Source organism: Roseicella frigidaeris, assembly GCF_003258945.1.
GTDB lineage: Bacteria > Pseudomonadota > Alphaproteobacteria > Acetobacterales > Acetobacteraceae > Paracraurococcus > Paracraurococcus frigidaeris.
Genome location: NZ_QLIX01000002.1, coordinates 35498 through 47894 on the forward strand (window position 1 = coordinate 35498; position 12397 = coordinate 47894).

9 protein-coding genes are annotated in these 12397 nt (G+C 72.8%); 6 read left to right on the plus strand and 3 right to left on the minus strand.

Annotated elements, in window-relative coordinates; all coding sequences use genetic code 11:
* Positions 1–8 precede the first annotated feature (8 nt).
* Positions 9–1082, minus strand: coding sequence for an ABC transporter substrate-binding protein (locus tag DOO78_RS03095; RefSeq protein ID WP_111468279.1), 1074 nt, complete (start codon positions 1080–1082; stop codon positions 9–11).
* A gap of 263 nt (positions 1083–1345) precedes the next feature.
* Positions 1346–1489 carry a hypothetical protein gene (locus DOO78_RS27320; protein ID WP_165838692.1) on the minus strand — a complete coding sequence of 48 codons (144 nt, stop codon included), beginning with the start codon at positions 1487–1489 and terminating at the stop codon, positions 1346–1348.
* Positions 1490–2144: 655 nt separating this feature from the next.
* On the opposite strand from DOO78_RS27320, the gene DOO78_RS03100 reads away from it, so the two are divergent.
* The 6 genes from DOO78_RS03100 to DOO78_RS03125 all read left to right on the plus strand — a co-directional run bounded on the left by DOO78_RS03100 (position 2145) and on the right by DOO78_RS03125 (position 11037).
* On the plus strand, positions 2145–2843 hold the full coding sequence (locus DOO78_RS03100) for a sugar transferase (protein ID WP_279387765.1): 699 nt from the start codon (positions 2145–2147) through the stop codon (positions 2841–2843).
* A 127-nt stretch (positions 2844–2970) separates the two neighbouring features.
* Positions 2971–4149, plus strand: coding sequence for a glycosyltransferase family 2 protein (locus DOO78_RS03105; RefSeq protein ID WP_111468281.1), 1179 nt, complete (start codon positions 2971–2973; stop codon positions 4147–4149).
* A 370-nt stretch (positions 4150–4519) separates the two neighbouring features.
* A complete protein-coding gene (locus tag DOO78_RS03110; RefSeq protein ID WP_111468282.1) occupies positions 4520–5743 on the plus strand; it encodes a polysaccharide biosynthesis/export family protein in 1224 nt (407 codons plus the stop codon).
* A 383-nt stretch (positions 5744–6126) separates the two neighbouring features.
* Positions 6127–7722: a sensor histidine kinase gene (locus tag DOO78_RS03115; RefSeq protein ID WP_165838693.1), complete on the plus strand. Its 1596-nt coding sequence runs from the start codon at positions 6127–6129 to the stop codon at positions 7720–7722.
* A gap of 10 nt (positions 7723–7732) precedes the next feature.
* A complete protein-coding gene (locus DOO78_RS03120; protein WP_111468284.1) occupies positions 7733–8548 on the plus strand; it encodes a response regulator in 816 nt (271 codons plus the stop codon).
* Positions 8545–11037, plus strand: coding sequence for a hybrid sensor histidine kinase/response regulator (locus DOO78_RS03125; RefSeq protein WP_128079991.1), 2493 nt, complete (start codon positions 8545–8547; stop codon positions 11035–11037). The genes DOO78_RS03120 and DOO78_RS03125 overlap by 4 nt, the downstream gene beginning before the upstream one ends.
* 426 nt (positions 11038–11463) lie before the next feature.
* Here DOO78_RS03125 and DOO78_RS03130 read toward each other — a convergent pair whose 3' ends face one another.
* Positions 11464–12381 (minus strand): crotonase/enoyl-CoA hydratase family protein, encoded by a 918-nt coding sequence (locus DOO78_RS03130; RefSeq protein ID WP_243634330.1) that lies wholly within the window; start codon positions 12379–12381, stop codon positions 11464–11466.
* Positions 12382–12397: the final 16 nt, after the last annotated feature.

The window sequence follows — 12397 nt, forward strand, 5'->3', positions numbered from 1 at the left end:
GCCCGCCCTCAGGCCGACTTGTATTTCAGCGAGGCGTAGAGCGCGGCGTTCTCGGCGATCACCTGCTCCAGCAGCGTCCAGTCGATGGCGTCACGGCCGGGCTTGTTCTTGATGTAGCCCATCTCGACCAGGCTGTCGGTGCGCTGCAGGATGAAGTCGGTCTGGCTGCGGGCATCGACCACGGCGGGCTGCTTCTCCATCGCCAGCTGCGCGTTCGGCATCGAGGTCTTGTAATAGGTGCCGACCAGCTTCGGCAGCACCTCCTCGGGCTTCGTTTCGGCCATGGCCTGCGCCTTCATCATCGCCTTGATGACCGATTTCAGCGCCGCCGGATTGTCCTTGATCAGGCTCGCGCGGCAGGCGAGCACGCAATCCGTGTAGCCGGCACCGTAGATGTCGCGGCCGTCGGAGAGGCGGACGGCGCCGGGCACGTCGTTCACCAGCGCCGTCGCATAGGGCTCGATGGTGCAGATCCAGTCGATGGCGCCGGCCTTGAAGGCCTCCACCGCCTCGGGCGTGTTGCCCATGTAGCGGACCTTCACGTCCTTGAAGCTGACATTGTGCTTCTTCAGCCAGTCATAGGGCATGACCTCCAGCGTATCGAGCTGGAAGGTGCCGAGCGTCTTGCCCTTCAGCTTCGCGGCGCTGTCGAGGCCGGGGCGGGCGACGATGCTGCAGCCCTCGATGCCGCCGCCGGCGATGATCTTCACCGGCGCGCCGGCATTGAAGAGCGCGATGAAGGAGGTGTAGGGCATCAGGCCGAGATCGACCTGGCCCATGCCAAGGAAGGTCACCTGCTCGGCGAAGGTCGGCGTGTTGACGAACTGGATCTCGAGCCCGTCCTCCTTCGCCAGCTGCAGCGCATGGGCGAGGAAGAGGTTGAGGTTGCAGAAGCCCGTGCCATGCGTCGATTTCAGGCTGCCCTTGGCCTGGGCATGCGCCGGGCCGCCGAAGCCGGCGATGGTCAGCACGCTGGCCGCCGTCGCCTGCAGCATGCCGCGGCGGCGCAGCGCCAGGCCATCCTGGGCCCGGCCGATGGCGGCATAGTCGGGCAGGATCGAGGTTCCGTACCGGTCACACATCGCTGGTCCCCTCCAGGGACGGGCGATGGGATCGGCCCGTCCCTCCTGTTCAGGATGACGCTGGCACGCCCACCGAAGCGGCCGCGGGCGCGGCGCTGCGCTGGCGCAGGGAAAGCAAGCGTCATGCCAGCGGAACGGGGCGCCTGGTGACGGGGGCCTGAGGGCGCGCTGCCAGCCGCGCGGGCAGCATCTGCCGAAAGCAGCGGCAGGGGCCGGCGGCGGGCGATGCCGGCGGGGTCAGTGGGCGGGACCGGACGTCCGGATCAGGAGGCGTCCGGGAGATGCACCGACCAGACCGGGGGCGGCGCGTCCCAGTCGAGCATCATGCCCCGCGCCTGCCGGGCCGAGGCCACGGCGCTGCGGGCGGCGGCGGCGAGGGCATGAATGGCGGCGGCCCGCTCCGGCATGTCCGGCCCCGGGGCAGGGCCGCGGGGCGAGGCTGTTCTGCCAGTGCCATCCCGGTCGGGCGCAGAGGCCTGGGGCATGGCGTGCTCTCCTCCGTTGCGGCCTGATCGGGCGACGATCGTCCTACGGGCCGGCCGATCATGTCTGGAAGGCAATCATGGCCATGGAAGGGCGATGGCGCGCCCTCGGGACGGCAAGCGGGCCGGAGGCCGCAGAGTCGGGCACCCAACCATAAGTTGCCATCAGCGATGGCGATGACGCTTGTGCAATGCCACTGCAGATCCTATTGCGCCGCAGCATCACAAAATAGTGAGTAATAGAAACGCAAAAATGGCGCTTCGCGCGGAAAGTGAGACGGCGCGCCTCCGCTCGTCACGGCGCTTCGGGACCCTCCTGGCGGGAAGCCCCGTCCCGCCAAGGGAATGGCGCTGCCGCTTCCCGCCTCAAGCGTGGAGGCGCAGATAATATTTCTACCTTAAGTAGCAATGCGCGGGACGCTCCATCCGGCCCGCGGCCAGCTCCATGCCCTGCGATGCAAACCAAATAAGGGAAAATCTTGCTTCCAATCTTGCCTTGAACGAGGGTGGCGCCGGTTAGCGTCCTGAAGAGAACCGAGCCGGTTCGATGGGGCGCAGCACATCGGACAACGGGACGCCCATGTCGGACACCACGCTTGCAGCTCGGGGCGCGGCCCCCGCCGCCAGGCTTCCGCGGCATCATCGCGCCAGCTGTCCAGCCGGCCTCCAAGGCCGTCTCAAGCGCGCCCTGGATGTCCTCGGCGCCGCCACCCTCCTGCTGTTGATCCTGCCCATCCTGCTGCCCATCGCCCTGGCGATCCGCGCCGATGGCGGGCCGATCCTCTTCCGCCACGCAAGGATCGGCCTCGGCGGCCGCAGCTTCGGCTGCCTGAAGTTCCGCTCGATGGTGACGGATGCGGATGCCCGGCTGGCACGGCTGCTCGCCGAGGATCCCGCTGCCGCGGCGGAATGGGCGTTGCGGCGCAAGCTCCCCCGGGATCCGCGCATCACCCGGATCGGCGCCTTCCTGCGCAGCACCAGCCTCGACGAGCTGCCGCAGCTCCTCAACGTGCTGCGCGGCGAGATGAGCCTGGTCGGCCCCCGCCCGGTCGTGCAGCAGGAACTCGATCAGCACTACAGCCAGGCTGCCGCCGACGCCTACTGCGCGATGCGCCCCGGCATCACCGGGCTCTGGCAGGTGAGCGGCCGCAGCGACACGACCTATGCCGAGCGCGTCGCCCTCGACACCCGCTACGCCCGCGAGTGGTCGATCCTCCTCGACCTCCGGATCCTGCTCCGCACCATCCCCGCCGTGCTGCAGCGCCGCGGCGCCGTCTGAGGGCCGGCGCCGCAATGGCGACGCCGTCCCGATCCCTGCCGCCCTCCCGTCCTCGTCGTCCCGCCCCGCGCCGGCCCATCCACGGCCGGTCCGCCATGGGCGCCCGCCTGCCGAAAAGAGGCATTGCATGACGCTCGTCCTCAGGACGCTCCCGCAGAAGCCCGGCCCGGTCCGGCGCTCGCCCGAAGCGCCGCTGCCGAAGGAGATCACGGGGGAGGGGCCGGCCACCCATCCCTTCGTCACCATCGTCGTGCCGACCCTGAACGAGGCCGGCTACATCGAGGCCTGCCTGGCCAGCCTGGTGAAGCAGTGGCCGGCGGCGGCTTGCGAGATCCTGGTGGTCGATGGCGGCAGCCGGGACGAGACGCTGGCCCTGGTGGAGGACTTCGCCGGCCGCCATCCGGTGCCCGACTTCCCCGCCATCCGCGCCCTGCCCAACCCGCAGCGAATCCAGTCCGCCGCGGTGAACCTCGCCGCCCGTCTCGCCTCGCCGCGTTCGACCATCCTGATCCGGGCGGATGCGCATGCCCGCTATCCGGGCGGCTTCGTGCGCCGCTGCGTCGCCGACCTGCTGCGCACGGGGGCGACCTCGGTCGTGGTGCCGATGCGCAACGAGGCGCAGCAGGGCCATGGGTTGCAGCGGGCCATCGCCACGGCGCAGTCGAGCCGCCTCGGCAATGGCGGGTCCGCGCATCGCGCCAAGCCGCGCTCGGGCTTCGTCGACCACGGGCATCATGCCGCCTTCGACCGCCAGTTCTTCCTGTCGGTCGGTGGCTACGACGAGAGCTTCACCCATAACGAGGATGCCGAGCTCGACCACCGGGCGCAGCTCGCGGGCGGGCGGGTCTGGATGTGCGCCGAGGAGCCGGTCACCTATTTCCCGCGCAAGGACCTGCCGGCGCTGGCGCGGCAGTATTTCAAGCACGGCGCCGGCCGGGCGCGCACGCTGCTGAAGCACCGGCTGCGGCCGCGGCCGCGGCAGATGGCGCCGGTGGCGGCGCTCGGCTGCAGCCTCGGCGGCCTGCTCGCCGCGCCGCTCGAGCCCAGCCTGGCGCTGGCCGCCGCCGCCTATCCGGCCGCCTGCCTCGGCTGGGGGGCGGTGCGCGCGGCGCGGGCGAGGGATGCCTGGCTGCTCGCAGCCGGTCCGGCGCTGATCACCATGCATCTGAGCTGGGCGGCCGGCTTCCTGCGGTCCGTGGCGACTCGCGGCGGGGCGCAGCCGCCGATCGCCGTGCCGCCGGCGGCGCCGACGGTCGCGCCGGCCGCGGCGCCGGTGCGCGTGGCCGAGCGTTATCGGGTCGGGTAGGGGCGCGCCGCCCGATCGGCCACCTGCCGGCGGCGATCGTGCCGGCACCCGCCGGGCGGCGGCGCCGCGGCCGGGCTGCCGGGCGATGACACCCGGAGAGCGGCGTGCGTCCCGGCTGTGTGGCCAGGACGCTCTGGGGGATAGAAAATCGCGGTGTGCTGCACCGCGAGGTTGAACTCACGCTGTAGTGACGATAGTTTGCTCCTTGCAGTATTCACGTTTTAGAGAATTCACCGCGGCGCCTGCCTCCAACCCCCTCGGTGCCTGTCCCCGGGCTGCCTCTGACCGGACCCTGGCCGGGGCGCCGCGGGGCTGGCCGGGCGGCCGTGCGGGACCGGCCGGGGCGCCCGGCGCTCGATAAGGACATCGGATGGCAGCCTCGGATCATGCCCGGCCCCTCGCGCGGCGCTTCCTGCTTCGCGCCGGCGCCACCACCGCGGTCCTGGCGACGGCGGGGTGCAACAGCTTCCTGCCCAGCAGCGGGCCGCGCATGGAGGGCGTCGTCGGCCCGGCCACCGCGCGGGCGGGCGATCCCGGCCCGAATTCCGATCCGAGCCTGCACTATGCGGTGCTGACCCTCGATCCCGGCGTCGTCGCGGCGGCGGAGGCCGACGGCCCCGGCAAGCTCTTCAGCGCCGGGCTGCAGGGGCAGGGCGCCGCCGAGGTGCGCTTCGGCACCGGCGACATCCTGGCCATCACCATCTTCGAGACCCAGGCCGGCGGCCTCTTCATCCCGGTCGATGCCGGGACCCGGCCGGGCAATTTCATCACCCTGCCGCAGCAGCAGGTGGGCCGCACCGGCATGGTCACGATCCCCTTCGCCGGCACGGTGCCGGCGGTGGGCCGCACGGCGGGCGAGCTCGAGCGGGCGATCGCCGGCCGGCTGCGGCAGCGGGCGCTGGAGCCGCAGGTCATCGTCTCCCTCGTCGAGCGGCGCTCGGCCAATGTCTCGGTCGTCGGCGATGTCGACCAGTCGCTGCGCTTCTCGCTCGATCCCGGCGGCGAGCGGCTGCTCGGCGCCATCGCCCGGGCCGGCGGCACCCGCTTCGCGCCGCACGAGACGCTGGTGACGCTGCAGCGCGGCGGCGTCTCCGAATCGGCGATCATGGCGGAGATCGTCGACAACCCGCGGCTCAACCTGCAGCTCGCCCCGGACGACACCATCATCGTCTCGCGCCAGCAGCGCTACTTCCTGGCCCTCGGCGCGGTCGGGCAGAGCGCCAGCATCACCCAGCTCAACCGCCGCTTCCCCTTCGACGACCGGCATATCAGCCTCGCCGATGCGGTGGCGCGGGCCGGCGGGCTGCAGGACGACCGGGCGAATCCAAGCGCCGTCTTCCTCTTCCGCTTCGAGCACCGGCCGATGCTCGAGCGCATGGGCGTCGCCACCGCGGCCTTCCAGGGCAACGAGATTCCCACGGTCTACCGGGCCGACCTGCTCAATCCGAGCTCGATGTTCCTCACCCAGCGATTCCCGATGCGCCACAACGACCTGATCTTCGTCTCCAACGCGCCGAGCACCGACCTGCTGAAATTCCTCCAGGTGCTGCTGCCCATCGCACAGACCGGCTACTTCGCGGCCGGCATGCAGTAGGCCATCGCCCCCAACCGCCCTGGCCCCGGCCCGGCCCCGTCCGCGGGGACGGGTTCCGGTCTGGTTTGCACTTGAGTCGCGCTCCCGCAATCGCCATGACAGGGTGAAGGGGAGGGGCGGCAGATCAGTACGATTTTGCACCTGTTTGCTCGACATGCGCTTTCGTGATTGAGTATTGTACACAAGCGTGCGATGCTCCTGCCTCTGCTTCGCGATACCGCGATCGGGTGGGGCCGGCGTGGTGCACGTGGGTCGAGGCCGATCTCCTTCGGCGCCGGTCGCAAGCCTTTACCGGAGGCCTCATGTCCAGCCCCTGGCGCGCAGGCGACCGTTCCGGCGTCCTTTGGTCCAACCCATCCGAGGCCCCCGGCGGTCCGGTAGCCATGTCTGCCTTCATGATCGCCTTCGCCGCGGCGGCCGGCCTGCTCGCCCTGGTGTTCACGGTGCCCATCACCGGCACGCTCGAAGCCTCCGGGGTGGCCGGCCTGCCCCTCCTCTGGGGCGGCCTCGCCGTCGCCGCGCCGGCCCTACTCGGCGCCGGCGTGCTGCACCGGGCCCATCACCGCGAGAAGGCGCTGCGGCGCGAGAAGGCGGCGCTCGAGGAGCGGCTGCACACGGTCGCCGACCTGTCGCATGCCTTCGAGCTGAGCGCCGTCATGCTGCGCGACGCCGATGGCACCATCCGCCACTGGTCGGCCGGCTGCGAGCGGCTCTTCGGCTTCACCGCCGCCGAGGCGATCGGGCAGCGCTCGCACGAGCTGCTCGGCACGCGCTTCCCCGATGGCGGCCGGCGGGCGGCGCAGGACAGCCTGCTCGCCAGCGGCGAGTGGCAGGGCGAGTTGCGGCACCGCCGCCGCGGCGGCCAGCCGGTCGTCGTCGCGGCGCACTGGATCCTCCGCCATGGCAGCCATGCCGGCGCCGTGGTCGAGGTGCATGCGGATGCGACCGAGCTGAAGGCGACCGAGGCGGCGCTGCGCGCCGGCGAGGCGCGGCTGCGCCTGGCCCAGGAGGTTGCCGGCATCGGCACCTGGGAATGGGACCCGGAGGCCGACCGCTTCCTCTGGTCGCCCGAGCATTCCACCCTTTTCGGCGGCGCCTCGGCGGCGATGCCGGTGACCCTCGAGGGCTTCCTCGGCCTGGTGCATCCGGATGACCGGGCGGCGGTCCGCGCCGGCGCCTGGCGGGCGCTTGAGAGCGGCGAGTACGAGGCGGAGTTCCGCATCCTGCGCCCGGGCCGCGATGGCGGCGAGGAGATGCGCTGGCTGCTCGGCCGCGGCCGCCGCATGCCCGGCCCGGCCGGGCGGGTCGGGCCGATCCTCGGCGTGCATATGGACTTCACCGCCCGCAAGGAGGCGGAGGAGCGGCAATCCCTGCTGATGCGGGAGGTCGACCACCGGGCGAAGAACGCGCTCGCCGTGGTGCAGGCGGTGCTGCGCCTGACCAAGGCCGACAACGCGCAGGAATTCGGCCGCGCCATCGAGGGCCGGGTGGCGGCGCTCGCCCGGGCGCAGACCCTGCTGACCGAGAGCCGCTGGATGGGCGCGGACCTCAACGCCATGCTGCGCGGCGAGCTCGATCCCTTCCTCGGCAATGCCGGCAGCACGCGGGTGATCCTGGACGGGCCGCCGCTCACCGTCTCGCCCATGGCGGCGCAGCCGCTCTCGATGACCCTGCACGAGCTCGCCACCAACGCGGCGAAGTATGGCAGTCTCTCCGCCCCCGGCGGCACGCTCGAGCTGCGGTGGGCGGTCGATCCGGCGCAGGACCGGCTGCGGCTGCGCTGGGCCGAATCCGGCGGGCCGCCGGTCGCTGGGCCGCCGCGCGGGCGCGGCTTCGGCTCGCGCGTCATCCGCACCACCATCCACGACCAGCTTGGCGGCGAGGTGACTTTCGAGTGGCAACCGACCGGTCTCGTCTGTCTTATGGAATTGCCGCTCGGCCGCGTCGTGACCCGGGCGGAGAGCGGACGCCGCGCCTGAAGGTCCTGCCATGGCGATGATCCTGATCCTCGATGACCGCGCGACGAACCGCAGCATCTATGCCCGGCTCGCAACGGTGATCGAGGACGATGTCTCGGTGGAGGTGTTCGGGGACCCGCTCGACGCGCTGGAATGGCTCGAGGGCAACCGCATCGACCTGGTGATCACCGACTTCAAGATGCCTGGGATGGACGGGGCCGAGTTCACGCGGCGGCTGCGGGCCCTGCCGGGCAAGTCGGCGGTGCCGGTGCTGGTGGTGACGGCGCATGACGACCGCGGCTTCCGCGTCCGCGCCCTCGATGCCGGCGCGACCGATTTCCTGCAGAGCCCGATCGACCATTTCGAGCTGGTGACCCGGGCCCGCAACCTGCTGGCCCTCGGCCGCCGTGGCCAGTCGGCGCCGCCGGCCGCGGGCCTCGCCGAGCCGCTGCCGGCGCCGCCCCTGCCGCCCGGCGCCGACCCGTTGCAGACGCATGGCACCGACGGCCTCGCCCGCATCCTCGACAGCCTGCCCGCCCAGGTGAGCGCGATCGACCGCGAGGGCCGGTGCATCTATGCCAATGCCGCGATGGCGGCGGCGCTCGGCGCCCGGCCGCGGGAGCTGGTCGGGGTCGGCGCGGCGGCGCTGTTCGGGCCGCAACGCGCCGAGCGGAGCCGGGCCGCCGACCTGGCGGTGTTGGCGACCGGCGCCTCGCTGCCGCCCTATCGCGAGGAAGGGGCGGGCGGCCAGCTGCTCACCACCAAGGCCCCGCTGCGCGACGCCAGCGGCGAGATCACCGCGGTGATCACCACCTCGATTCCGCTGGGGCCGGAGCCGGAGCGGTGAGCGGCCCCGCCGCGTTGCGCGCGCCCATCCTCGGCCGGGCGCGCGGCCGCGTCGGGACGGAACAGGAGATGAGCGTCAACCGGCTCGCCTTCACCGCCGTCTTCGCCCTCTACCTGCCCACCCTCGGCGCGCCCATCCTCAGGATGGGCCTGCCCCTGCTGGTGGTCTGGGCGCTGTGCGGGCTGTTCATCGCGCTGCACATCCGGCTGCGGCCGGAGCCGAACACGCCGCGGCGGGCCTTCGCCCTGCTGCTCGACATCGGGGTGCTCTCCGGCTTCCTGCATCTTGGCGGCGCCCATGCCGCGCCCTTCTTCCCGGTCTATCTCTGGATCGCGCTCGGCAACGGCTTCCGCTTCGGCCCGGCCTGGCTGCTGGCCGGCATGCTGGCCTTCATCGCCGGCTTCGGCGCCGTGGCCGTGACCACGCCCTATTGGCAGGCGATCCCGGAGCTTGCCATCGGGCTGCTGGTCGGGCCGGTGATCCTCGCCCTCTATGCCGGGCGGCTGATCCGCAAGCTCTCCCAGGCGCGGCTCGCCGCCGAGCAGGCGAGCGAGGCGAAGACCCGCTTCCTGGCGGGGGTGAGCCATGAGTTGCGGACGCCGCTGAACGCCATCATCGGAATGGGAGGCCTCCTCCGCGGAACGGCGCTGGACCGCGAGCAGCAGGAGATGGCACAGACCATCGATCTGGCGGCGCGCGGCCTGCTCGGGGAGATCAACGGGCTGCTGGACATATCGAGGATCGAGGCCGGCGCGACCGTGATGCGTTCCGAGAGCGTGGACCTGCCCTCCCTGCTCGCCGAGGCGCGGGGGCTGCTGCTGGCCCAGGCGCGGGAGAAGGGGCTGCGGCTGCGGCTGCACGTCACCCCGCGCACGCCGACCCGCATCCTGTCCGATGCCTCGATCCTGCGCGACCTGCTGCTGAACCTCGGCGGCAACGCGGTGAAATTCACCACCGTGGGCAGCGTCACCATCGCGCTCGACGCCGAGCCGGGGGAGGGCGATGCCCTGCACCTGCGGCTCGAGGTCAGCGACACCGGCATCGGCATCAACGAGTCGGCGCAGGCGCGCATCTTCGAGCGCTTCGCCCAGGCCGACGAGACGATCATGGGCCGCTTCGGCGGCACCGGACTCGGCCTCGCCCTGTGCAAGGGGCTGGTGGAGCTGGCCGGCGGCACGATCGGCGTGCGCAGCCAGCCCGGCGCCGGCAGCTGCTTCCATGTCCTGTTCCCGGTGCGCCGCGACCCGGGCCTGGCCGAATCGCCGCCGCCGCCGCAGGCGCTGCTGCTCGGCCCCGATGCGGCGGCGCTCGCCGGGCTCGCGGCGGCGCTCGCCGGCCTCGGGGTGGCGCCGCTCACCAGGACCGTGACACCGGCGACCTTCGCGGCGCTCTGGGGCGGCGATGGCCCGTCGCCGCGGATGCTGGTCGCCTGCATCGGCGAGGGGGCGGCGCCGGCGACCGAGGAGATCGCGGCCGGGCTGCGCGGCACCGGGCCGACGGCGGAGATGCTGGTCTTCGCCCTCGGCGGCGAGGCCGGCCCCGGCCTGCCGGACCAGCTTCGCCGGCGGCAGGTGGCGAGCATCCTGCCGGCCGAGCCGGGCGCCGCGGACTGGGCCATGCCGCTCGCCCTGGCCGGGGCGCTGCTGCCGCGCCTGCGGATGGCGGCGCCGTCGCCCGGCGGGGCGGCGGTCGCGCCGATGCGGGTGCTGGTCGCCGACGACAACCGGGTGAACCGCCTCGTGGTGCAGAAGATCCTCGACCGCGAGGGCCACCGGGTGACGCTGGTCTCGGACGGGGAGGCGGCGCTCGATGCCCTGGAGGCGGGCGAGTTCGACCTCGTCCTGATGGACCTGAACATGCCGGGGACGGACGGCATCACGGCCACCAAGCTGTATCGCTTCAACGCCCTCGGCCGGCCGCATGTGCCGATCCTCGGCCTGACGGCGGATGCGACGCCGGAGGCGGCGCAGCGCTGCCGCGAGGCCGGCATGGATGGCTGCCTGGTGAAGCCGATCGAGCCGGCGCAGCTCGCCGCCGCGGTCGCCGCCTATGCGCCCGACGCGGCGGGGCCGCCGGAGGCGGGGGCGCCGGCTCCGGCCGTGACCCGGATCGAGGCGCATCCGCGCTTCCGGCCCTCGCTGCCGCCGGCGCTGGACCCGGCGGTGACGGCGGATCTCATCGCCCTTGGCGGCCGCCGCTTCGCCGCCGACCTGGCGCGCGACTTCGTCACCGATGCGAGCGATCTGCTCGACGGCATCGAGGCGGCGCTGGACCAGGGCGATGTGGCGCGCTTCCGCGCCGCGGCGCATGGGCTGCGCAGCAGCGCGGCGAATATCGGCGCGCGCGGCCTCTTCGCCCTCGGCAGCGCGGCCGAGGCGCTGCCCGCCATCGAGGTGGCGAAGGCTGGGCGGCAGCAGGTGGCGCTGATGCGCGAGGAGCTCGAACGGGTCCGTGCCGCCGGCCAGGCCGCGGCGGACGGCGCGGCCTAGGGGCCGGTGCCGTTCGGGGGGCAACGCTCGAAGGGGTGACGGTGCCCCGGGGCGTGGTCGCCCGATCCGCTGCGCCGACCCGGACGGGATTCTGGGCCGGCGTCCCGGCCCATGCGGCGGATCGGCGACCTGCTGCGACCAGGGGCCGTGCCGGATCGGCGGTGGGCAGGAGCGCCTGGAAGCCGGCCTTGGCGCCACTGGCATGATCGGGATCGCCGCGAACGCGGCAGGCCCAGGTCCCCTCGGGCCGGGGCCGGTGGGGGCGCCGGCGGCGAAGCGCCAGGGGCGATCTCTGCTGGCTTTGGGCCGGCGGCAGGCCGCGGGGCGCGGCGGCTCGCCTGGAGGAGGCCGTTCTGGCCTCGCGGCGTCACAACGATGGCAGGCGTCCGACGTGGTCCCGGGTCGCCTCGGGCGCTGGTGCGTCGTTCAGGCGAGGCCGATGCGGCGATCCTGCGCGGCGCAGAGGCGCGCCATCCGTCGCAGGTCCTGCTCGGAGAGACGCAGCGCCGCCTCGGCCCAGACCTCGACCACCTCGCGCAGCTCCTGCAGGGTCACCGGGTCGACCTTGCGGCGGGCGCGGTACAGGGCCTGCTGCGCATTGTGGAAGCGGCCGCTCTTGTCGAGATGCGCGAGCAGCGCCGCCTCGCCCTCGCCATCCTCGGCCAGGACATCGACCAGGCCCATGGCCTGCATCTCCTCGGCGGTGTGGATGGTGCCGGAGAGGATGAGCTTCTCCGCGGCGGCGCGGCCGATGCGGCGGGAGAGGAAGCTGTAGGCGCCCATGCCCGGGAAGAGGTTGAACAGCACCTCGGGCAGGCCGAATTTGGCGCTCCGCTCGGCGACGATGAGGTCGTGCGCCAGGGCGCATTCGAAGCCGCCGCCGAGCGCATCGCCCTGGACCAGCGCCACGGTGATCATCGGCAGGTCGAGCGCGGTGTGGTTGCGGTGGATGGCCTCCACCGCCGCATGGCCATAGCGGACGAGGCCGTCGCGGTCGCCGGCGGCGATGAGCTGGCGGAACAGGCCGAGATCGCCGCCGAGGTTGAAGATCCCGGGGATGGCGGAGCCGCAGACGAACCAGCGCGGCGGCGGCAGCGGCGCGTCCTTGGCGAAGAGCTCGGGGATGGCGGCGTGCATGGCGGCGATGTCGCGCAGCAGGGCCGGGCTGAAGCAGGGCCGCTCGGTCGGGCGCAGCCGGCACCAGTAGACCCCGCGCTCGGCGTCATAGGCGGTATCGAGCGTCTCATGGGTCGCGGCGGGGCGGCCGGAATGGCTGGCATTGGCCAGGACCTGCTGGGCGAGGGCGGGGAAGCCGGCGGCCATCGGGCTGCGGACAAAGGTCATGATCAGGGCCTCGTCG

Excerpts from the sequence above, each read along its gene's own strand:
- DOO78_RS27320 (WP_165838692.1), bottom strand. The coding sequence starts at position 1,489 with ATGCCGGAGCGGGCCGCCGCCATTCATGCCCTCGCCGCCGCCGCCCGC.
- DOO78_RS03100 (WP_279387765.1), top strand. The coding sequence starts at position 2,145 with ATGTCGGACACCACGCTTGCAGCTCGGGGCGCGGCCCCCGCCGCCAGG.
- DOO78_RS03120 (WP_111468284.1), top strand. The coding sequence starts at position 7,733 with ATGGCGATGATCCTGATCCTCGATGACCGCGCGACGAACCGCAGCATC.
- DOO78_RS03115 (WP_165838693.1), top strand. The coding sequence starts at position 6,127 with ATGTCTGCCTTCATGATCGCCTTCGCCGCGGCGGCCGGCCTGCTCGCC.
- DOO78_RS03095 (WP_111468279.1), bottom strand. The coding sequence starts at position 1,082 with ATGTGTGACCGGTACGGAACCTCGATCCTGCCCGACTATGCCGCCATC.
- DOO78_RS03130 (WP_243634330.1), bottom strand. The coding sequence starts at position 12,381 with ATGACCTTTGTCCGCAGCCCGATGGCCGCCGGCTTCCCCGCCCTCGCC.
- DOO78_RS03105 (WP_111468281.1), top strand. The coding sequence starts at position 2,971 with ATGACGCTCGTCCTCAGGACGCTCCCGCAGAAGCCCGGCCCGGTCCGG.
- DOO78_RS03110 (WP_111468282.1), top strand. The coding sequence starts at position 4,520 with ATGGCAGCCTCGGATCATGCCCGGCCCCTCGCGCGGCGCTTCCTGCTT.